Here is a 20,366-nt window from a genome sequence, read left to right as displayed (position 1 = left end):
GTTTCGTTTCAGCCGCGATAAAACAGACTATCTAACCTGAACCGTCTGGATCTCCTTGCGGCTCGTCCAGTTGTTCTGGTTGACCTGAAACACCTTCAACGTTTTTCGATCCGCGGCAATATCAGCAATCAGGTAAGTCTGGCCGGATGCGCCACCGCTCAAGAATACCGGCACATCACCGAAGTACTCCTGCCTGTTCCATCCGCTGTAGCGCCCAGGGTCGGTGTGCAAATGCCCGGCAAACACTGCCGTCACGTTGTAACGCTCGATCATCGCCTTGAACCGGGCAATCTGTTCGGCACTGCCCTTCCAATGATCCGGCTTGTGCATATTCAGAAGAATGATTTTTCCGCTCTCACGTGCCTGTTTCAGATTCTCTTCCAGCCAATCCAGAGATTCGAAAATGTGATAACCGGTGGGTGTTCCCCAATCCCAGGCGGTAAATGCGGCGGTATAGGTAGGTTCATTGTGTAATTGAACGATGTGCACATCCCCAAACACCTTGGAATAAGCCAGGCTACCGAAGACACCTTTTTTAATGGCGCCCTCACCCGACACTTGCATGTCCAGCATCGTCAATTTTCCAAAGTAACGATCCTTGAAATCAACAATACTGCCAGCCGCACAGTTATTCAGAAAACAATCATCGACATTGTTTTCATAGTCGTGATTTCCCAGGCCATAGTCATAAACACCGCCCAATTGCGCATCCAGTATCGAGCGGGTCATTGAGCGCTGGGAGCCATGGCCAAAAGCAGTCATGTCGCCGTTGATCATGACGGGAACGCGCCTCGGGTCAGCCGAATGATTGCGCCTGAAACTCGCGACATCGGCATATTGGGTTTCAATCAGCCATTTTGAACGCTGCTCTTTGGCCGACGTTGTTTCACTCCAACCATAGTCGGAACTTTCAGTCCAAGGGTATTGAGGATCGGAAGTAAACACCAAATACTCAGGCAGGTTATTGTCTGCCGAATGCACGCAGAACGTGATGATGCATAACAACACGCCCAACAGCGCATTGACGTTTTTATAAAGAAACATAGAATTCCATCTCTATTGAAGTTAGACACAAGACAAACTGTCTTGCTGCGCAAGTTATGACAACTTAAACGTTAAAACAATATCGATCGCTTCAATATAAATAGTTCATGTTTCTACGCGAACCATACTCCGGAATCGCGCCAATGAAAGCGATGCCCTGATGGCAGCGACTGCACGGGTCCACGGCCTTACGGTGGTCACCCGCAACACCGGCGATTTTCAATCCAGTGGGGGTTGCCCTGATCAATTCAGGGGATGAATGACTTCGCCGCCCTGCAAAACCATCCATAATTCACAAGTCAATTGATTCAAGTCATTACACCATCAATTGATTTCTCCCAACGCGACCAAAGGTCGCACCCGCTCACCGGCGCTACAGGCGTATCATTGCGCCATTGCGACACCTCTTTTTGACCGCGGTCGGCACGTACTGACCGAGGCATTTTTCCACTGCCGTGGGATGCAATGATGAGCAATCAGATTCCGGTACACGACGTCACACCGCCTGCCAAGAACGCGAACAACAGCGTCGACCTCTACGCCTCTCGAGAGAAGATTTACACCCGCGCCTTTACCGGCCTGTACCGCAATTTGCGGATGATTGGCGGTGCCGGGCTGTTTCTGTTGTATTTCGGCACCGTATGGCTGAACTGGGGCGGTCATCAGGCCGTCTGGTGGAACCTGCCGGAGCGTAAATTTTTCATTTTTGGCGCGACATTCTGGCCTCAGGATTTCATCCTGCTCTCGGGCATTCTGATCATCAGTGCCTTCGGCCTGTTTTTCATTACCGTCTATGCCGGTCGGGTCTGGTGTGGCTATACCTGCCCGCAAAGCGTCTGGACGTGGATCTTCATGTGGTGCGAAAAAGTCACCGAAGGCGACCGCAACCAGCGTATCAAGCTCGACAAGGCACCGATGAGTGCCAACAAATTCTTGCGCAAGTTCAGCAAGCACACGATGTGGCTGCTGATCGGCTTCGTGACCGGCATGACCTTTGTCGGTTACTTTTCGCCGATTCGCGAGCTGGTGATCGACTTCTTCACCGGACAGGCGGATGGTTGGTCGTATTTCTGGGTTGGCTTCTTCACCCTCGCCACCTACGGCAACGCTGGCTGGTTGCGCGAGCAGGTGTGCATTTACATGTGCCCGTACGCACGCTTCCAGAGCGTGATGTTCGACAAGGACACACTGATCGTTTCCTACGACCCGCGCCGTGGCGAAAGCCGTGGCCCGCGCAAGAAAGGCATCGACTACAAGGCTCAGGGCCTGGGCGACTGCATCGATTGCACCATGTGCGTCCAGGTCTGCCCCACCGGTATCGATATTCGTGACGGCCTGCAAATCGAATGCATCGGCTGCGCGGCGTGCATCGACGCCTGCGACAGCATCATGGACAAAATGGATTACCCGCGCGGCCTGATCAGCTACACCACCGAACACAACCTGTCCGGGCAAAAAACCCATAAACTGCGTCCACGCCTGATTGGTTATGCCACGGTGCTGCTGGCAATGATTGCCTTGCTGGTGACTGCATTTTTCATGCGCTCGCTGGTTGGCTTCGATGTCAGCAAAGACCGCGTGCTGTACCGCGAGAACGCTGAAGGCCGGATCGAAAACGTCTACAGCCTGAAGATCATGAACAAGGACCAGCACGACCATACCTATGTGCTGGAAGCTACCGGCCTGCCGGACCTCAAGCTGCAAGGCAAGCGTGAGATCAAAGTCGCCGCCGGCGAGATTTTCAGCCAACCGGTGGAACTGTCCAGCGCACCGGAACAACTGCCGTCGAGCACCAACGAGGTGACATTCATCCTCAAGGATGCCGACGACGCCAACGTCCACGTTGAAGCCAAGAGCCGATTCATCGGCCCACAAATTCGTTGAGAGAAGTGATCATGCCCGCAGCAACTGCCGCAAGTCCCTGGTACAAGCACCTTTGGCCGTGGATCATCATCGCCATCCTGGCTTGCTCGGTGACTTTGACCCTGTCGATGGTGACCATCGCAGTGAATAACCCGGACAACCTGGTCAACGACAACTATTACGAGGCCGGCAAGGGCATCAACCGCTCACTGGACCGTGAACTGCTGGCCCAGACCCTGCAACTGCGTGCCAGCGTACATCTGGATGAGGTGACCGGCGAAGTCGACCTGCGCTTGAGCGGCAACAGCCAGCCGAAAACCCTTGAACTGAACCTGATTTCACCCACCCAGCCGGAGAAAGATCGCAAGATCACCCTGGCCCGCAGTGAAACCGAACAGGGCCGTTACATTGGCCAGTTGAGCGACAAGATCGAAGGTCGTCGCTTCGTCGAACTGCTGGGTGTACAGGATGACAAAATCTGGCGCATGTTCGAAGAGGAACAGGTCAGCCATGCCAAGGATCTATTGCTGGGCGATGAGCCGCTGCAAGGCGCGGAAGACCTGAAAAAATAAGCCTTACCCTGATCGTTCCCACGCTCTGCGTGGGAACGCAGCCAGGGACGCTCTGCGTCCCAGCCGAAGCGGACGCGGAGCGTCCGGAGAGGCATTCCCACGCAGAGCGTGGGAACGATCATCGGAACACGCCTCATGACCAGTCCAACCCCCTGCTACCACTGCGCCCTGCCCGTCCCGGCCGGCAGCCGCTTCACTGCCGCCGTATTGGGGGATACCCGCGAGTTCTGCTGCCCGGGTTGCCAGGCAGTGGCCGAGGCCATCGTGGCCGGTGGGCTGGAAAGCTATTACCAGCATCGCAGCGAAGCTTCGGCCAACCCCGAAGCCTTGCCGGTGCAGTTGGTCGACGAACTGGCGCTGTACGACCGCGCCGACGTACAGCAACCGTTTGTCCGCCATGAAGGCGAGCTCGCCGAAACCACCCTGCTGCTAGAAGGCATCAGTTGCGCCGCCTGCGGCTGGTTGATCGAAAAACACCTGCGCACCTTGCCAGCGGTGGCCGAAGCACGCCTGAACCTGTCCAATCATCGCCTGCATGTGCGCTGGGCCGACGCGCAATTGCCGCTGAGCCAGGTGCTCAGCGAATTACGTCATATCGGTTACGCCGCCCACCCCTATCAGGCCGACCGCGCCAGCGAACAACTGGCCAGCGAAAACCGCCTGGCCTTGCGTCAACTCGGCGTCGCCGGGCTGCTGTGGTTCCAGGCGATGATGGCAACCATGGCCACCTGGCCTGAATTCAACATCGACCTCAGCCCCGAACTGCACACCATCCTGCGATGGGTCGCATTGTTCCTGACCACGCCGATTGTGTTCTACAGCTGTGCGCCGTTTTTCAAAGGGGCAATGCGCGATCTGCGCACCCGCCACCTGACCATGGACGTATCGGTATCTCTGGCGATTGGCAGCGCCTACATCGCCGGGATCTGGACCTCGATCACCGGGGTCGGCGAGCTGTATTTCGATGCGGTGGGGATGTTTGCACTGTTCCTGCTGGCCGGACGTTACCTGGAACGTCGTGCCCGGGAACGCACCGCCGCCGCGACCGCACAGCTGGTCAATCTGTTGCCCGCCTCCTGCCTGCGGCTGAGTGCCGACGGCCAGAGCCAGCGGATTCTACTCAGCGAACTGCGTGTCGGCGACCAGGTGCTGGTGCATCCCGGTGCGATTCTACCGGCCGATGGCAAGATCCTCGACGGTCAGTCGAGCATCGACGAATCCCTGCTCACCGGCGAATACCTGCCACAACCACGAATCCCCGGCGATGCCGTCACCGCGGGCACCTTGAACGTTGAAGGTGCGCTGAGCGTGGAAGTCCTGGCGCTGGGTCAGGACACGCGACTGTCGGCCATCGTCCGCTTGCTGGAGCGCGCCCAGGCCGAAAAGCCACGATTGGCTGAAATCGCCGATCGCGCCGCGCAATGGTTTCTGCTGTTGTCGCTTGTCGCAGTGGCCGCCATTGGCCTGCTGTGGTGGGAACTGGATTCTTCGCGAGCCTTCTGGATTGTCCTGGCGATGCTGGTTGCGACATGCCCGTGCGCGTTGTCGCTGGCCACGCCAACCGCCCTCACCGCCGCCACCGGCACGCTGCACAAGCTGGGTCTGTTGTTGACACGCGGCCATGTGCTGGAAGGCCTGAATCAGATCGACACGGTTATTTTCGACAAGACCGGCACCCTCACCGAAGGTCGCCTGGCCCTGCGATCGATCCGGCCACTTGGCGCCTTGCCCAGCGATCAATGCCTGAGTCTCGCCGCCGCTTTGGAAAACCGTTCCGAGCACCCGATTGCCCGTGCTTTTGGCCGCGCACCGCTGGCCGCCGAAGAAGTTCACAGCACACCAGGCCTGGGCCTTGAGGGGTTGGTCGGCACACAACGCTTGCGTATTGGTCAACCGGGCTTTGTCTGCGAACTCAGCGGCGTTCAAACGCCAGTAATGCCCGATGAGCCTGGCCAATGGTTGTTGCTCGGCGACAGCCAGGGGCCACTGGCGTGGTTCGTACTCGACGACCGGTTGCGCGCCGACGCGCCTGCTCTGTTGGCGGCCTGCAAGGCTCGCGGCTGGCGCACGCTGCTGCTGTCCGGCGACAGCTCGCCGATGGTCGCCAGCGTCGCGGCCGAATTGGACATCGACGAGGCCCGAGGCGGTTTGCGTCCGGACGATAAATTGCAGGTGCTGCAACAACTGCATAAGGAAGGCCGCAAGGTGTTGATGCTCGGTGACGGGGTCAACGACGTACCGGTGCTCGCCGCCGCCGACATCAGCGTGGCAATGGGTTCGGCCACCGATCTGGCGAAAACCAGTGCCGATGCGGTGCTGCTGTCGAACCGCCTCGACGCGCTGGTGCAAGCCTTTAGTCTGGCCCGTCGCACCCGCCGGGTCATCATCGAGAACTTGCTGTGGGCGGCGCTGTACAATGGCCTTATGTTGCCGTTCGCCGCCCTCGGCTGGATCACTCCGGTTTGGGCGGCGGTTGGCATGTCGATCAGTTCGTTGACCGTGGTATTGAATGCCTTGCGCCTGACTCGCCTGCCGAGCGCGCCGGCTGCCGGCACCACGCCAGAAACCCGCCCGCTGCCGGCCTGAGCCCCGCGGGCATGGAGTCCAGATGCCAGCTCTCTACGTGATGATCCCGGCCGCGCTGCTGATCGTGGCCATCGCTATCTATATCTTCTTCTGGGCAGTCGACAGCGGTCAGTACGACGATCTCGACGGCCCGGCCCACAGCATCCTGTTCGACGATCAGGACCCGAACCACAAGGCAGCGGTCGACGAGGCAAGCAGCCATCCGGCCAAACCGGACGACAAGGCGCCGCCCCATGCTTGAGTTGGCGCCCCTGTTGGTGTCTGCGCTGATCCTCGGCTTGCTCGGCGGCGGGCATTGCCTGGGCATGTGCGGCGGCTTGATGGGCGCGTTGACCCTGGCAATCCCCAAGGAACAACGCAGCCGACGCTTTCGACTATTGCTGGCCTACAACCTGGGGCGCATTCTCAGCTACGCCGCCGCCGGCCTGCTGATCGGCCTGGCCGGTTGGGCCGTGGCCAATAGCCCGGCGGCGATGTTCATGCGTATCCTCGCCGGGTTGCTGCTGATCGCCATGGGCCTGTACCTGGCTGGCTGGTGGAGCGGCCTGACCCGTATCGAAAGCCTGGGTCGCGGCCTGTGGCGGCATATCCAGCCAGTGGCCAACACGCTCTTACCTGTGTCGAACCTGCCCCGCGCCTTGCTGCTGGGCGCATTGTGGGGCTGGCTGCCATGCGGGCTGGTTTACAGCACATTGCTGTGGTCGGCCAGCCAGGGCAATGCGCTGGACAGTGCGTTGCTGATGCTGGCGTTCGGGCTGGGCACCTGGCCGGTGCTGCTCGCCACAGGGCTTGCGGCCGAGCGCGTCACGGCGTTGCTACGCAAACGCAGCGTCCGCATGACCGGTGGCTTGCTGGTAATGGTGTTCGGCATCTGGACCTTGCCGGGGCCGCATCAGCATTGGCTGATGGGGCATTAGATCGGCAGTGGCCCCATCGCGGGCAAGCCCGCTCCCACAGGATTTGAGGATTGCCCAATTCGGTGATCCAAACACAACCCTGTGGGAGCGGGCTTGCCCGCGATGAGGCCCGCACCTGCAACACAAATCCCGACCCTTGATGCAAATCAAGATGCCGTTGCGCATTTCTCCCTAGACTCGCCGACACTGCCAGCCTATCCGGGGGAATGCCCGCATGCTCGACACTATTCGTTGGGACACAGATCTGATCCGCCGTTATGACCTGGCGGGACCGCGCTATACCTCGTACCCGACCGCCGTGCAATTCGACAGCCAGGTCGGCACCTTCGACCTGTTCCATGCCCTGCGCGACAGCCGTAAAGCCCTGCGGCCGCTGTCGCTGTATGTGCACGTGCCGTTCTGCGCGAATATTTGCTACTACTGCGCCTGCAACAAAGTCATCACCAAGGACCGCGGCCGTGCCCTACCCTATTTGCAGCGCCTGGAACAGGAAATACAGCTGATTGCCTGCCACCTCGACCCGACGCAAAAAGTCGAGCAACTGCATTTCGGCGGTGGCACCCCCACTTTTCTCAGCCACGACGAACTGCGCCAGTTGATGGCTCAGCTGCGCAAGCATTTCAATTTGCTGGACGACGATTCCGGCGACTACGGCATTGAAATCGACCCTCGCGAAGCTGATTGGTCGACCATGGGCCTGCTCCGGGAACTGGGTTTCAACCGCGTCAGCATTGGCGTTCAAGACCTCGATCCGGCGGTACAACGGGCAGTCAATCGCCTGCAAAGCCTGGAAGAAACCCGAGCGGTGATCGACGCGGCCCGGACCCTGCAATTTCGCTCGATCAATATCGATCTGCTCTATGGCCTGCCGAAACAGACGCCCGACAACTTCGCTCGCACCGTCGATGAAGTCATCAGCCTGCAACCGGATCGGCTCTCGGTGTTCAACTACGCTCATCTGCCGGAACGCTTCATGCCGCAACGACGGATCAATGGCAACGATCTGCCGGCACCGGCCCAGAAGCTGGAAATGCTCCAGCGCACCATCGAACAACTGACGGCCGCCGGTTATCGCTACATCGGCATGGACCATTTCGCTCTGCCCGACGATGAGCTGGCAATTGCTCAGGAAGATTCCACCCTGCAACGTAACTTTCAGGGCTACACCACCCACGGCCATTGCGACTTGATCGGCCTGGGGGTATCTGCCATCAGCCAGATCGGCGACCTGTATTGCCAGAACAGCAGCGACTTGAACCAATATCAAAGCGCTTTGGCATCCGCGCAACTGGCTACCAGCCGAGGCCTGATATGCAACGCTGACGACCGCTTGCGCAGAGCTGTGATTCAGCAGTTGATTTGCCATTTCAGCCTGGAATTCTCGAACATCGAGCAACACTTCAATATCGATTTTCGCGGTTATTTCGCCGACCTTTGGCCGCAGCTGTTGAATATGGCCGAGGATGGGCTGATCGAGCTGGATAACGAGCGGATCACCGTACTCCCCGCTGGCCGGCTGCTGGTGCGTTCGGTGTGCATGGTTTTCGATGCGTATCTGCAACACACCAATCGTCAACGCTTTTCACGAGTGATCTAAGGCCTTGCGGTTAAATTGTCGCAGGCTGGCCCGAATGTCCTCCCGTGAGTTACCCTTACGGCTTATGTGTGTTTTCCCACAAGGATTAAAGAAATGTCCGAGCCAGTAAAACTGCGCGCCCATAACCAGGCTCATTGCAAGGATTGCAGCCTGGCCCCGCTCTGCCTGCCACTTTCTTTGAATCTGGAAGACATGGATGCGTTGGACGAAATCGTTAAACGGGGTCGACCGCTGAAAAAAGGCGAGTTCCTCTTTCGCCAAGGCGAGACGTTCGATTCCGTTTATGCAGTACGCTCCGGCGCCCTGAAGACTTTCAGCCTGAGCGATGGCGGCGAAGAGCAGCTCACTGGCTTCCATTTACCAAGTGAATTGGTCGGTCTGTCGGGCATGGACACTGAAAAGCACCCGGTCTCGGCGCAAGCCCTGGAAACCACTTCGGTGTGCGAAATTCCTTTCGATCGCCTCGACGAACTGGCCTTGCAACTGCCCCAACTGCGCCGTCAGTTGATGCGGGTGATGAGCCGCGAGATTCGCGACGATCAGCAAATGATGTTGCTGCTGTCCAAGAAAACCGCCGATGAGCGCATTGCCACCTTCCTGGTCAACCTGTCGGCCCGTTTCCGCGCCCGGGGCTTTTCAGCCAACCAGTTTCGGTTGAGCATGTCGCGCAACGAAATCGGCAATTACCTGGGACTGGCGGTGGAAACCGTGTCGCGGGTGTTCACCCGCTTCCAGCAAAACGAACTCATTGCTGCCGAAGGCAAGGAAATACATATCCTCGACCCGATTCAGCTCTGCGCCCTGGCCGGCGGCTCGCTCGACGGCTGATGCTGGCGATGGCGATGGCGATGGCGGCTGAGCGAAACGGTTCAGCCGCCGTTATACTGCGACGTTTGCAGCCTGCCAGGACACTTCGACGATGGTCTTCGACTCCTTCGACATCAAATCCCTGATCCGCCCCGTGATCGACTTCCCCAAGCCGGGCGTGATCTTTCGCGATATCACTCCGTTGTTCCAGTCACCCACGGCCCTGCGCCTGGTGATGGACAGCTTCGCCCATCGTTACGTCGAAGCCGACTTCACCCACATCGGCGCCATGGATGCCCGTGGCTTCCTGATCGGTTCAATCCTGGCCTATCAATTGAATAAACCGCTGGTGCTGTTCCGCAAGCAGGGCAAACTCCCGGCCGAGGTATTGGCCGAGGGGTATCAGACCGAGTACGGCGAAGCCTTTCTCGAAGTTCACGCCGACAGCCTGTGTGAGGGTGATTCGGTGGTGATGTTCGATGACCTGATCGCTACCGGTGGCACGCTGATCGCGGCGGCGAACCTGATTCGGCGCATGGGCGCGCGGGTGCATGAAGCGGCGGCAATCATTGACTTGCCGGAGCTGGGTGGCTCGCAGCGGCTGGAAGACATGGGGATTCCTACTTTCTGTCTGACGCAGTTTGCATTAAGCGATAAGTAAGCCAGCGTCTGCACCGACGCCATCGCGGGCAAGCCCGCTCCCACAGTGATTGTTGTCGTATAGAAGATTTTTATTTAACGACCATCCCTGTGGGAGCGGGCTTGCCCGCGATGGCGTCAGCCGCAACACCGCAGATTAGAGCCCCATCTGCTTACTGATGATCTCGTTCATCACTTCCCGCGTTCCCCCACCAATCGACAAAATCCGATTATCGCGATATAGCCGTTCCACCAGACTGTCACGCATGTAACCCAGGCCACCCAAAATCTGCACGGCGTCGTTGGTAATGCGATCAGCCGTGTCGGTGGCAAAATTCTTGGCCATGGAAATCTCCTTGATCACGCTCTGCCCCGCGGCGATTTTCGCTGCCTGGCGGTAAGTGAACTCCCGCGACACCTCCAGCGCCGTGGCCATTTCCGCGAGGCGGTGCTTGAGCACCTGGAACTTGCCGATGGGTTTGCCGAAGGCTTCACGCTGGCGAGCCCATTTCAGGCTTTCCTCCAGCGCCAACTGCGCAGTCATGTTGGCCATCAGTGCCAGGGCCAGACGTTCGCTCTGAAAGTTACCCATGATGCAGGCGAAGCCCATGTTCTCGGCACCGATCAGATGCTCCAGCGGCACCCGGCAATCATCAAAAAACAGTTCGGCGGTGTCCGACGCCCACCAGCCCATTTTCTTCAACTGACGACCGACGGTAAAACCGGGTGTGCCCTTCTCGATCAACAACACACTGATGCCGCCAAAACCCGGCTCGCCGGTGCGCACCGCGACGGTATAGAAATCTGCACGAACGCCGCTGGTAATGAAGGTTTTACTGCCGCTGACTCGATAAAAGTCGCCGTCCCGCACGGCGCGGGTTTGCAGATTGGCGACGTCGGAGCCGCCGCTGGGTTCGGTGACAGCCAGGGCGCTGATCTTCTCGCCCGCCAGCACCTGAGGCACAACGCGATCGCGGACTTCGGGCCTGGCCCACTTGAGGATCGGCGGCAGACCAATGTCCAGCGAGCCCAGCCCTGCGACCAGACCACCGGAACCGCAGCGCATCAGCTCTTCACTGGCAGCGATCTTGGCGAACATATCGCCTTCGTGACTGCCGCCCAAGGCTTCGGGATAACCGATGCCTAGAATCCCCGCCGCGCCAGCCTTCAGGTAGAGTTCGCGAGGAAAGCTTTCAGCTTCTTCCCACTGGTCGATGTCGGGAAGAATTTCACGCTCGACGAAACGTCTGACGCTGTCGCGGACCAATTGATGGCTGGTGTCGAAGTATTCCTGAAAGGCAGGCATCGGCGAGCTCCACTGAAGGTTCAGCAAAGCTAACCGAGCGCTTGCTTGGTTTTCAATAGCGTTGTGTGAACCAGATGGACCGAGGCGCATTCTTCGCGGGCAAGCCTCGCTCCTACGGTTTTGCGTCGTGCGAATATTCGCGAACAACCGATATCCGTAGGAGCGAGGCTTGCCCGCGAAGGGGCCTGCTCAGACGCTACAAGGTAATCGGCTTACGCCCGGCAAACGAATGCGCCAGTGTCCCGCCATCGACCAACTCCAGCTCGCCACCCAATGGCACGCCATGGGCGATGCGCGAGGCGATCAAGCCTTTGTTGCTGAGCAACTGGGCAATGTAATGCGCTGTCGCCTCACCTTCCACGGTCGGGTTGGTCGCCAGAATGACTTCAGTGAACGTGCCCGCCTCTTCGATCCGCGTCATCAATTGTGGAATGCCGATGGCGTCAGGCCCTAATCCGTCGAGCGGCGACAGATGGCCCTTGAGCACGAAGTAACGACCGCGAAAACCGGTCTGCTCCACCGCATAAACATCCATCGGACCTTCCACCACGCACAGCAAGGTGTCGTCACGGCGTGGATCCGCGCATTGCGGGCACAGATCGTCTTCAGTCAGCGTGCGGCACAAGCGGCAGTGGCCCACTCCTTCCATGGCCTGGCTCAGCGCCTGGGCCAGTCGCGAACCGCCGCTGCGATCACGCTCAAGCAGTTGCAACGCCATGCGCTGGGCAGTTTTCTGACCCACACCCGGCAAAATTCGCAGGGCATCGATCAGTTGGCGAATCAAAGGGCTGAAGCTCATGGGGAAAAGTCCGACATAACAACGAGACGCGGTTTATACCCGCGCCTCGAATGACCGTCAATTATTCAGTCTTGCGCAACCCGCACCACCAGTTTGCCAAAGTTGCGCCCCTCCAGCAGACCGATGAATGCCCGGGGCGCTTTCTCCAGGCCATCGACCATGTCCTCACGGAATTTGACCTTGCCATCACGCACCCACGGCGCCATGGCGCTGATGAATTCCGGCTGACGGTCACCGTAGTCGTCAAACACTATGAAGCCCTGAATCCGTACCCGTTTGGTCAGCAGTGTGCGCTGCAATTGTGGCAGTCGATCCGGCCCACTTGGTGGTTCATGGGCGTTGTAGGACGCAATCAGACCACAAAGAGGAATCCGCGCCTTGGGATTGAGCAGCGGCAACACCGCATCGAATACCTTGCCACCAACGTTTTCAAAGTAGATATCAACACCTTTGAAGCAGGCCGATGCCAACTCCTGGGCGAAGTCCGGACGCTTGTGATCGATGCAGGCATCGAAGCCCAGCTCCTCGACCACATAACGGCATTTGTCCGCGCCACCCGCCACACCCACCACTCGCAGGCCTTTGATCTTTGCCACTTGGCCAACCACCGACCCCACGGCGCCGGATGCAGCCGCCACCACCAGAGTTTCGCCTTCCTTGGGCTGGCCGATGTCCATCAACCCCATGTAGGCGGTCATACCGGGCATGCCCAGCACACCCAGGGCCATCGATGGACTCTGCAGCCCGGACGGGATCGGAATGATGTTGCGCCCGTCACTGATGCTATGGCTCTGCCACCCCGTGACGCCGACTACCAGATCACCCTCATGGAATTTGGGATGCAGCGAACGTTCGACACGACTGACAGCGCCACCGGTCATCACTTCGTCGATTTCTACTGGCGCCGCGTAGGATGGCGCGTCACTCATACGACCACGCATGTAAGGATCCAGCGACAGATAAAGCGTCTTGAGCAGCACTTGACCGTCAACCAGGTCTGGCAGCGCTACCCGTTCCAGGCGGAAATTCTCCGGTGTCGGCGCGCCCACCGGGCGAGACACCAGAACGATACGCTGGTTGAGGGTCAATGCTTGCGGCATGTGAACGTCTCCTTTGATCGATGAATTTCGGCTGTATAGGGAGCAGACCTTTGTGGCGCTGTCGGGTTCGAAGTTTCGTCAGTTGTACCGAGGTGACTTCATCGCGGACAGCCACGCCCCCGCAGGTTCAGGTGATTTCTGTGGGAGCGGGCTTGCCCGCGAAGGCTTCCATCAGACGGAAACAAAAATGCCAGGCGCGATGCCTGGCATTTTTTTGTAACCCGTGCGACGCGCGCAGGCGAATCAGAATGGCAGTTTCATACCCGGTGGCAATTGCATGCCAGCGGTCACGCCAGACATTTTGTCCTGGCTGTTGGCTTCGATCTTGCGCACGGCATCGTTGACGGCTGCGGCGAATACCGCTTCCAGCATTTCCTTGTCGTCTTCGCTCAGGCCTTCGACCAGGCTTGGGTCGATGGTAACGCGCTTGACGTCATGACGACCGGTCATCACCACGGTGACCATGTCGCCACCGGCTTTACCGGTGACTTCGGCGTTGGCCAGCTCTTCCTGCATCTTGGCCATTTTTTCCTGCATTTGCTGCGCCTGCTTCATCAGGCCGGCCATGCCACCTTTCATCATGGGAATCACCTCAAAAGTACTTGGATAAAAACAGCGCCCGGCGAGTATGGCCAGGCGCCTTCAGTTATTAGCCCTGACTGACCAGAGCCTCGACAGGTTCAATAGTATCCTGACGGACCACCGCCCCGAACTGCTGCATCATTTGCTGGATGAACGGATCCCCGTGGATCGATTCTTCAGCCTCACGCTGACGGTTGGCACGACGACGGGACGAGGCCTGAGCCGGGGTTTCCTGCTCGGGCTTGATCAGCTCCATGCTCAGGGTCAACGTGCGCCCATGAAACTGGTTCAATGCATCGTTGAGGCGACGTTGTTGTGTTGCGTTGAACAAGGCGCTGTGGGCCGGATCCAGGTGCAACAACCAATGGTCGCCATCGACGGCGATCAGCGTGCAGTTGGCGGCGATGCTGGCGGTCATGCCGGATACCGGCAGTTTCGGGAATATCTCCAGCCATTGCAGGGCAACACCGGTGGCCGGCATCGCGGCCGGTTCTGGCTCGGGCTCCGGCTCCGGCGCAGGTTCGGCGGCATGCTCACTGGCCAGTTCGTCGAGATAGCTATAGGCCGAATCCATGTCTGGCTCGATGTAATCTTCGTCCAGCGGCGGCTCGTCGTCCTGATCCATGCCTGGTGTCGCGGCATCGACCTGGGAAACGGACGGCTCCGGGATTGGCGCAGCGGCCCATTCTGGTGCGTCCGGCACCACACTGTCCGGCGTCGGCATGGGCATCGGTGGCAATTCGGGTTGCTCGCCAGCCGTTTCCAGCACCGGCTCGACGGCGGGCTGCTGGGCAACTTCGGGCTCTACCGGGTCGTTCCACGGCAGATCGACGACCTCTTCGACCGCTACGGCTTCGATAACAGGCTCAGGCTCGGGCTCAGGCGAAATCATGGGTGCGACCGGCTCAGGCGCAGCTACCGGGACAGGGGCTGGTGCAACCACAGGCGCAACCGGAGGCGGTGTAACGGCCGCAGCGACTACCGGCGCAACAACCGGCGCGGCAGCCACTGAGTTTGCGGAATCAACTGTGGCCTGGCTGATCCCCACTGTCTTTAGCGGTTGCCTCGGTGCGTCCGCGGTGTCTGCCGGCCGGAACGCCAGCATGCGCAGCAGGACCATTTCGAAGCCACCGCGCGGGTCCGGCGCCAGCGGCAAATCCCGCCGACCGATCAGGCCCATCTGGTAATAGAACTGCACATCTTCGGCCGGCAGCGCCTGGGCCAGCGCCAGCACCCGATCACGGTCACCATGGCCGTTGTCGACGCCTTCAGGCAGTGCCTGGGCGATGGCGACACGGTGCAGCACATTGAGAATTTCCGAGAGCACGCCGTTCCAGTCCGGGCCTTGTTCGGCCAGATGGCGCACGGCTTCGAGCAATGCCTTGGCGTCACCTTCGATCAGCGCATGCAAAACGTCGTAGACCTGACCGTGATCGAGAGTACCGAGCATGGCGCGCACGTCGGCGGCCATGACCTTGCCTTCACCGAAAGCGATGGCCTGATCGGTCAGGCTCATGGCGTCGCGCATCGAACCGTCGGCGGCGCGGCCCAGCAACCACAGTGCGTCGTCTTCGAACGGCACGTTCTCGACGCTCAGCACGTGGGTCAAATGCTCGACTACCCGCTCCGGCGTCATATTCTTCAGGGAGAACTGCAGGCACCGAGAAAGAATCGTTGCCGGAAGTTTCTGCGGGTCGGTGGTGGCCAGGATGAACTTGACGTAGGGCGGCGGCTCTTCAAGGGTTTTCAACAGCGCATTGAAGGAATGGCTGGAGAGCATGTGCACTTCGTCGATCAGGTAAACCTTGAAGCGCCCGCGGCTTGGCGCGTACTGCACGTTGTCGAGCAGCTCACGGGTGTCTTCGACCTTGGTCCGGCTCGCGGCGTCGATCTCGATCAAATCGACGAAACGGCCTTCATCGATTTCGCGGCACACCGAGCACTCGCCGCAGGGGGTCGAAGTGATACCTGTTTCACAGTTCAGGCATTTGGCGATGATCCGCGCGATGGTGGTCTTGCCGACCCCGCGGGTACCGGTAAACAGGTAGGCGTGGTGCAGCCGCTGGCTGTCCAAGGCATTGATCAGAGCCTTGAGCACATGGGTCTGGCCGACCATTTCGCCGAACGAGCGCGGACGCCATTTACGTGCAAGAACCTGATAACTCATCGAAAACCGTCGCAACGAAGGAACAGAAGCGGCTAATGCTAGCGGAGCAAGGCCAAAATTGCATCCGATGCGCTCGTCTATTCTGGCCAAGCTGCACGTTAAGGGGCGTTTATTGGCTCAGGTTTGAGTCGTACCGGAGCATTTATGCGTATTGTCTTGGGGGTTTTACGACGGCTGCGCCGCCGAACGCAGGCTTCGCCAGCGGCTACAGGGCGCCAATGGCTCAAGCTGTCTGGTCGAGTGCCTGCCATTGCGACGGAGCGATAAACCCGGCCACCCAGGCCGGCACCTCCGCGGGCGGCATCGGCCGACTGATGAAGTAACCTTGAGCGACCTCGCACCCCAACCGCAGCAGCAACTCACCGTGCTCGACGCTTTCCAGGCCCTCGGCGATCACCTGCCGACCGAACGCCCGGGCCAGGCCAATTACCGCAGTGGTCAGGGCCAGGTCGTCATGATCAATCAGAATGTCACGCACGAATGATTTATCGATCTTGATGGTTTGGGTGCGTAAACGCTTGAGGTAACTCAAGGACGAGTAACCCGTGCCGAAGTCACCCAGGGAAAAATGCACTCCCAACGCCTGACAGGCCTGCAAACAGGCACTGACATGCTGGATATTCTCGATCGCCACCGACTCGACGATTTCCAGATCGAGCATTTGCGGGGCGACCTGGGCATGTCGAGCGAGTACCTGCCTGAGCCGTTCGACGAAATCGGCGCGCTGAAAATGTCGCGCCGCGATATTGATACTGACCGGCCAGCCCTGCCCCAGTTGCTGCCAACGGTGCAATTGCGCCAGAACCTGATCCATCACCCACTCACCGATATCGATGATCAGGTCGGTGTCTTCCACCAACGGCAAAAACTCCCGAGGGGGCACTATGCCGTTTTGTGGATGCTGCCAACGCAACAACGCCTCGAACCCCACGACCACGCCACGGCGCATGTTCACCTTGGGCTGAAAATGCAGGCGTAGTTCACCGGCCAGCAGCGCCTGACGCACCCGCTCGACAGTCTGGTGAGTGGCCTTGACCTCCTGATCCCGCGAAACATCGAACAGATGAAAGCGGTTTCGCCCGCGCTGCTTGGCCACATACATCGCCTGATCAGCGTGGCGCAGCAGGGTTTCGGCATCTTCGTTGTCATGGGGAAACAGGGTAGCGCCGACACTGGCGAACACGTTGATGCCTTTGCCATGCAGCGTGTAAGGCGCCGAAATCGCCCCCAACACGCGATTCAGCGCCGCGCGCAATTCCGGCAGGTCACGCACATAACGCAACACCAGCACGAACTCGTCCCCGGCCAGTCGCGCCACGACATCTTCGCCGCGCACAATGTTGCGCAAACGCTTGGCCACTTCCACCAGCAACATATCGCCACTGGCGTGACCGTAACCGTCGTTGACCGCCTTGAACCCATCGAGGTCAAGCATGCACACCGCCAACGGAATGTTTTCTTGCCGGGAGAATTCCAGCGCCTGATCCAGCAAATCCGACAGGAATGCGCGGTTGGGTAGCCCGGTCAGCACGTCATGGCCGACCCGCCATTGCAGAGATTGCAGCAGCTGGCGTTTTTCACTGATATCGAAACGAATCGACAGGTATCGATGAACACGCCCGGTGGCATCATCAAGCACCGGCACCATGGTGCTGTCGACCCAATACAGGCTGCCATCCTTGGCGCGATTACAGATCTCGCCCTTCCAGATATTGCCCAGGGCGATGGTGCCCCACATGGCGGCGAAAAAATCGGCGGAGTGCAAGCCGGAGTTCAGCAACCGATGGTTCTGCCCCAGCAGTTCTTCGCGGCTGTAGCCGGACACGGCGCAGAATTGATCGTTGACGTAGGTAATCCGGCCGTTGAGATCGGTCTCGGAAAAAATCGCGGCGGCATCCACAGCCCTGCGGTATTTCTCATCCATGAGTCAGGCTCACTGTCGCTAGCGGTGGTACCGCTCGACCAGCGCAAGATGCCCGGAAGAGGTGTTTTGAGACGTACTGCGCAGAGACACGTTATCACTCCATGAACAACATTTGACGGCCCTCCGGCCTCCCCGAAGTTCAACTAGGCTCAAAGGCCTCGGGCAAGGTTGCAACACCGACTCTGGTAACATTTTCGCGAGGATTCAGACCGTCAGCGACCTGCGCGCAAACCCGGCAAGGAACGTAATGCCGGCTGTTTCATATCGCCTAAACTTCAGAGAGCAGATCACCAAAAAACCTTTCGAAGCGGCGATTCTACGAAATGCATCACATTTTGCAAAGCAAGGTGATGGATCATGCGGTTGCCTAATGCAAAAATCTATCGTTAAGTTCTTGATTCTAAATGGGAATTGAGCGATGCAAATTTCAAGTTTGGGTCCAGCCATCCGACGCTACCGCAAGGTCGCAGGGCTTACTCAGGCTGAACTCGGCGAAAAAACCGGTTTTGACCCCAAAACCATCAGCCGCTTCGAAACTGGCACCTATACCCCCAGCGTGGAAGCACTGTTCCTGCTTGCCGACGTGCTGGGCGTGAAGCTGAAAGCCTTTTTCGCAGATCTGGGCGACGAAGATGAACAGCGGGCGTACCTGTTCAGCGTCATACACAAAGCCACCCCGAAGGATCTGGGAAAGCTGATCGCAGCGGTTGACCAGGCCTTGTCCAAGCCTTGATGCCAGTAAATGAAAAAGGAGGCCGATCTGTCTAACGCGACAGATCGGCCTCCTTTTTTATATTCGGCGCTTTAATTCGGAAACGATAAAACACCGCCCGGGATGAACACCTTGGCAGGGAAATAGCCGAATTATCTGGATAGAAAACACGAAAGAGGGTTCGTGCTGCGTTATGGAGGCAACCCCACCAGCCTCACCCCGGCACACAATGTTCCCGCTGTGGCTGCTTCCTTCCGGATCTGACCAGGTTCACGGGTAATCGTTGCGGGGGGACCGATGGGGTCACCATAACGACGCTCACCTGACGGCGAGCCGCGCCATTGTACCTATCTGAGACGAAGTTACAACCGTTCGCGAAGATTAAAAAACATGAGCGGCTTCAAGGACATGCGCTGACCTTTAAAGATCGCGACCTGTAGCAGCTGCCGGAGGCTGCGTTCGGCGGCGAAGCCGTCGTGAAATCAGGCAGCCCGGTTTCAGATAAGCCGCGAACACCGGGTTTACGACTGCTGCGCAGCCGAACGCAGGCTGCGCCAGCTGCTACAAGGCTGCGACCTTTTTGATTCTATTGCGCCAACACCTCGTCCGCCCTGCCGCCCTCTTGCTGGATCACCAGATGAATGAAGTGCAGCTTGGCAATCACCGCCGGCGGCAGGACGAACGGGTAGAAATCCGGCTGGCCCATGCTGCGTGACAATTCGTTGAGCATACCGGCCAGCTCGATCCATGCGTTGACGAATGACAGGAACGCCGGGCCGCCGGGGTGTTGCGGGTCGTATAACGTGCTGGGCGGAAATGGCTGGTAATCCAACTCCATTTCCTGCGCTTTCATGCCAAAGCCCAGGGCAGTGTCCACTGCATCCATCATGTGCAGGTAGTGAGCCCAGGTTTCGGCCCAGTCTTCCCAAGGGTGCATGGTGGCATAGGCGCTGACGTAACAGTGCTGCCAGTCGAGTGGCGCGCCTTGTTGATAATGCTGCTCAAGGGCTTCGGCATAGCTTGCTCGTTCGTCGCCGAACACGTCCCGAAACGGCTCCAGCCAATGACTGTTGGAGACCAGGCGGTCCCAGTAATAATGCCCGACCTCGTGACGGAAATGCCCGAGCAGCGTGCGATACGGTTCATGCATCTTCACGCGGATCTGCTCGCGATGGGCATCGTCGGCTTCCTTGATATCGAGGGTAATCAGACCGTTGGCATGCCCAGTGGTCGGCGGCTTGCCTTCGAGGTCGATACCGATGAAGTCGAAGGCCAGACCGATGTCTTCGTCCATGGATTTGGGAATGACGGGCAGGCCCAGGCTGATCAACTGCGCCACCAGACGACGCTTTGCGATCTCCACCTTGTGCCAGCGCTGGTGATTCTCGGGGATCGACAGATCGGGAATGGTGCGATTCAGGCTACAGGCAATGCACAACCCATCGCGATCATTAGCCGGCAATAGCCAGTTGCACGCCGCTGGGGAATAAAGATTGGCGCAGCGGCGGAACACTCCGGCTTCGGGGTCGGCGTCGAGCAACCAGGTATCCGCTTGCGGACCGGACTGCAACGACGACAAGCGACTCTGCAGCGGCTGATAACCCAGCGCCGCCGAACAGGCCAGGCACTGACTGTTGCGAAAGAACAGCGACTGCCCACAGCGGCAATGCCAGACCTTGCTGTTGCGCGAACGTTCGCCCGTGAAAGGTGCGGCAATACGTGAACTGAGCTGTTCGAAGAAGCGGTACATG

At 58.9% G+C, this 20,366-nt stretch carries 17 protein-coding genes and 1 other RNA gene; 9 read left to right on the top strand and 9 right to left on the bottom strand.

Annotation, left to right across the window (positions count from 1 at the left end; translation table 11 throughout):
• Nucleotides 1-27: 27 nt before the first annotated feature.
• The gene (locus tag FHW68_RS04820) at nucleotides 28-1,044 is read right to left on the bottom strand and encodes a metallophosphoesterase (protein WP_095634254.1); all 1,017 of its coding nucleotides are present in this window, start codon (nucleotides 1,042-1,044) and stop codon (nucleotides 28-30) included.
• Between the two features lie 468 nt (nucleotides 1,045-1,512).
• On the opposite strand from FHW68_RS04820, the gene ccoG reads away from it, so the two are divergent.
• From ccoG to FHW68_RS04780, 8 genes are all read left to right on the top strand, one after another.
• Nucleotides 1,513-2,928: a cytochrome c oxidase accessory protein CcoG gene (gene ccoG / locus FHW68_RS04815; protein ID WP_095634255.1), complete on the top strand. Its 1,416-nt coding sequence runs from the start codon at nucleotides 1,513-1,515 to the stop codon at nucleotides 2,926-2,928.
• Between the two features lie 11 nt (nucleotides 2,929-2,939).
• Entirely contained in the window at nucleotides 2,940-3,479 is a 540-nt protein-coding gene (locus FHW68_RS04810; protein ID WP_183679113.1) for a FixH family protein, read from the top strand.
• Nucleotides 3,480-3,614: 135 nt separating this feature from the next.
• Nucleotides 3,615-6,065: a heavy metal translocating P-type ATPase gene (locus FHW68_RS04805; protein ID WP_183679111.1), complete on the top strand. Its 2,451-nt coding sequence runs from the start codon at nucleotides 3,615-3,617 to the stop codon at nucleotides 6,063-6,065.
• A gap of 22 nt (nucleotides 6,066-6,087) precedes the next feature.
• A complete protein-coding gene (gene ccoS, locus FHW68_RS04800) occupies nucleotides 6,088-6,306 on the top strand; it encodes a cbb3-type cytochrome oxidase assembly protein CcoS (protein ID WP_095634258.1) in 219 nt (72 codons plus the stop codon).
• On the top strand, nucleotides 6,299-6,982 hold the full coding sequence (locus FHW68_RS04795) for a sulfite exporter TauE/SafE family protein (RefSeq protein WP_007933361.1): 684 nt from the start codon (nucleotides 6,299-6,301) through the stop codon (nucleotides 6,980-6,982). The genes ccoS and FHW68_RS04795 overlap by 8 nt, the downstream gene beginning before the upstream one ends.
• A gap of 214 nt (nucleotides 6,983-7,196) precedes the next feature.
• The gene (gene hemN, locus FHW68_RS04790; protein WP_183679109.1) at nucleotides 7,197-8,579 is read left to right on the top strand and encodes an oxygen-independent coproporphyrinogen III oxidase; all 1,383 of its coding nucleotides are present in this window, start codon (nucleotides 7,197-7,199) and stop codon (nucleotides 8,577-8,579) included.
• Between the two features lie 93 nt (nucleotides 8,580-8,672).
• Entirely contained in the window at nucleotides 8,673-9,407 is a 735-nt protein-coding gene (gene fnr / locus FHW68_RS04785; protein WP_095634260.1) for a fumarate/nitrate reduction transcriptional regulator Fnr, read from the top strand.
• A gap of 91 nt (nucleotides 9,408-9,498) precedes the next feature.
• Nucleotides 9,499-10,047, top strand: a complete 549-nt coding sequence (locus tag FHW68_RS04780; protein ID WP_183679107.1) for an adenine phosphoribosyltransferase — start codon at nucleotides 9,499-9,501, stop codon at nucleotides 10,045-10,047.
• Between the two features lie 135 nt (nucleotides 10,048-10,182).
• On the opposite strand, the gene FHW68_RS04775 is transcribed toward FHW68_RS04780, so the two are convergent.
• The 6 genes from FHW68_RS04775 to FHW68_RS04750 all read right to left on the bottom strand — a co-directional run bounded on the left by FHW68_RS04775 (nucleotide 10,183) and on the right by FHW68_RS04750 (nucleotide 17,903).
• Nucleotides 10,183-11,331: an acyl-CoA dehydrogenase family protein gene (locus tag FHW68_RS04775; RefSeq protein ID WP_183679104.1), complete on the bottom strand. Its 1,149-nt coding sequence runs from the start codon at nucleotides 11,329-11,331 to the stop codon at nucleotides 10,183-10,185.
• A gap of 196 nt (nucleotides 11,332-11,527) precedes the next feature.
• Complete coding sequence (recR, locus tag FHW68_RS04770) at nucleotides 11,528-12,130, bottom strand: recombination mediator RecR (RefSeq protein ID WP_095634263.1); 603 nt, start codon at nucleotides 12,128-12,130, stop codon at nucleotides 11,528-11,530.
• A 65-nt stretch (nucleotides 12,131-12,195) separates the two neighbouring features.
• Nucleotides 12,196-13,230, bottom strand: coding sequence for an NADP-dependent oxidoreductase (locus FHW68_RS04765; RefSeq protein WP_183679102.1), 1,035 nt, complete (start codon nucleotides 13,228-13,230; stop codon nucleotides 12,196-12,198).
• Nucleotides 13,231-13,473: 243 nt separating this feature from the next.
• Complete coding sequence (locus FHW68_RS04760) at nucleotides 13,474-13,812, bottom strand: YbaB/EbfC family nucleoid-associated protein (protein WP_007905413.1); 339 nt, start codon at nucleotides 13,810-13,812, stop codon at nucleotides 13,474-13,476.
• Between the two features lie 67 nt (nucleotides 13,813-13,879).
• Nucleotides 13,880-15,979 (bottom strand): DNA polymerase III subunit gamma/tau, encoded by a 2,100-nt coding sequence (gene dnaX, locus FHW68_RS04755; protein WP_183679100.1) that lies wholly within the window; start codon nucleotides 15,977-15,979, stop codon nucleotides 13,880-13,882.
• A 223-nt stretch (nucleotides 15,980-16,202) separates the two neighbouring features.
• Nucleotides 16,203-17,903, bottom strand: a complete 1,701-nt coding sequence (locus tag FHW68_RS04750) for a bifunctional diguanylate cyclase/phosphodiesterase (RefSeq protein ID WP_183679098.1) — start codon at nucleotides 17,901-17,903, stop codon at nucleotides 16,203-16,205.
• 418 nt (nucleotides 17,904-18,321) lie between these two features.
• On the opposite strand from FHW68_RS04750, the gene FHW68_RS04745 reads away from it, so the two are divergent.
• Entirely contained in the window at nucleotides 18,322-18,636 is a 315-nt protein-coding gene (locus tag FHW68_RS04745; RefSeq protein ID WP_007933342.1) for a helix-turn-helix domain-containing protein, read from the top strand.
• 182 nt (nucleotides 18,637-18,818) lie between these two features.
• Here the strand turns inward: FHW68_RS04745 and ffs are convergent.
• Both ffs and FHW68_RS04735 read right to left on the bottom strand, forming a co-directional pair.
• Nucleotides 18,819-18,915, bottom strand: an RNA gene (gene ffs, locus FHW68_RS04740) — signal recognition particle sRNA small type.
• 286 nt (nucleotides 18,916-19,201) lie between these two features.
• Nucleotides 19,202-20,365 (bottom strand): putative zinc-binding metallopeptidase, encoded by a 1,164-nt coding sequence (locus FHW68_RS04735; RefSeq protein ID WP_183679096.1) that lies wholly within the window; start codon nucleotides 20,363-20,365, stop codon nucleotides 19,202-19,204.
• Between the last annotated feature and the right edge of the window lies 1 nt (nucleotide 20,366).

This window comes from Pseudomonas sp. Tn43 (assembly GCF_014192635.1).
Classification (GTDB): domain Bacteria; phylum Pseudomonadota; class Gammaproteobacteria; order Pseudomonadales; family Pseudomonadaceae; genus Aquipseudomonas.
The sequence above is the reverse complement of the archived record's forward strand: the minus strand, read 5'-3'. Positions and strand labels throughout refer to the sequence as shown.

Excerpts from the sequence above, each read along its gene's own strand:
- dnaX (WP_183679100.1), bottom strand. The coding sequence starts at position 15,979 with ATGAGTTATCAGGTTCTTGCACGTAAATGGCGTCCGCGCTCGTTCGGC.
- ccoG (WP_095634255.1), top strand. The coding sequence starts at position 1,513 with ATGAGCAATCAGATTCCGGTACACGACGTCACACCGCCTGCCAAGAAC.
- FHW68_RS04810 (WP_183679113.1), top strand. The coding sequence starts at position 2,940 with ATGCCCGCAGCAACTGCCGCAAGTCCCTGGTACAAGCACCTTTGGCCG.
- recR (WP_095634263.1), bottom strand. The coding sequence starts at position 12,130 with ATGAGCTTCAGCCCTTTGATTCGCCAACTGATCGATGCCCTGCGAATT.
- FHW68_RS04820 (WP_095634254.1), bottom strand. The coding sequence starts at position 1,044 with ATGTTTCTTTATAAAAACGTCAATGCGCTGTTGGGCGTGTTGTTATGC.
- fnr (WP_095634260.1), top strand. The coding sequence starts at position 8,673 with ATGTCCGAGCCAGTAAAACTGCGCGCCCATAACCAGGCTCATTGCAAG.
- FHW68_RS04750 (WP_183679098.1), bottom strand. The coding sequence starts at position 17,903 with ATGGATGAGAAATACCGCAGGGCTGTGGATGCCGCCGCGATTTTTTCC.
- FHW68_RS04760 (WP_007905413.1), bottom strand. The coding sequence starts at position 13,812 with ATGATGAAAGGTGGCATGGCCGGCCTGATGAAGCAGGCGCAGCAAATG.
- FHW68_RS04780 (WP_183679107.1), top strand. The coding sequence starts at position 9,499 with ATGGTCTTCGACTCCTTCGACATCAAATCCCTGATCCGCCCCGTGATC.
- ccoS (WP_095634258.1), top strand. The coding sequence starts at position 6,088 with ATGCCAGCTCTCTACGTGATGATCCCGGCCGCGCTGCTGATCGTGGCC.
- hemN (WP_183679109.1), top strand. The coding sequence starts at position 7,197 with ATGCTCGACACTATTCGTTGGGACACAGATCTGATCCGCCGTTATGAC.
- FHW68_RS04745 (WP_007933342.1), top strand. The coding sequence starts at position 18,322 with ATGCAAATTTCAAGTTTGGGTCCAGCCATCCGACGCTACCGCAAGGTC.
- FHW68_RS04775 (WP_183679104.1), bottom strand. The coding sequence starts at position 11,331 with ATGCCTGCCTTTCAGGAATACTTCGACACCAGCCATCAATTGGTCCGC.
- FHW68_RS04765 (WP_183679102.1), bottom strand. The coding sequence starts at position 13,230 with ATGCCGCAAGCATTGACCCTCAACCAGCGTATCGTTCTGGTGTCTCGC.
- FHW68_RS04795 (WP_007933361.1), top strand. The coding sequence starts at position 6,299 with ATGCTTGAGTTGGCGCCCCTGTTGGTGTCTGCGCTGATCCTCGGCTTG.
- FHW68_RS04735 (WP_183679096.1), bottom strand. The coding sequence starts at position 20,365 with ATGTACCGCTTCTTCGAACAGCTCAGTTCACGTATTGCCGCACCTTTC.
- FHW68_RS04805 (WP_183679111.1), top strand. The coding sequence starts at position 3,615 with ATGACCAGTCCAACCCCCTGCTACCACTGCGCCCTGCCCGTCCCGGCC.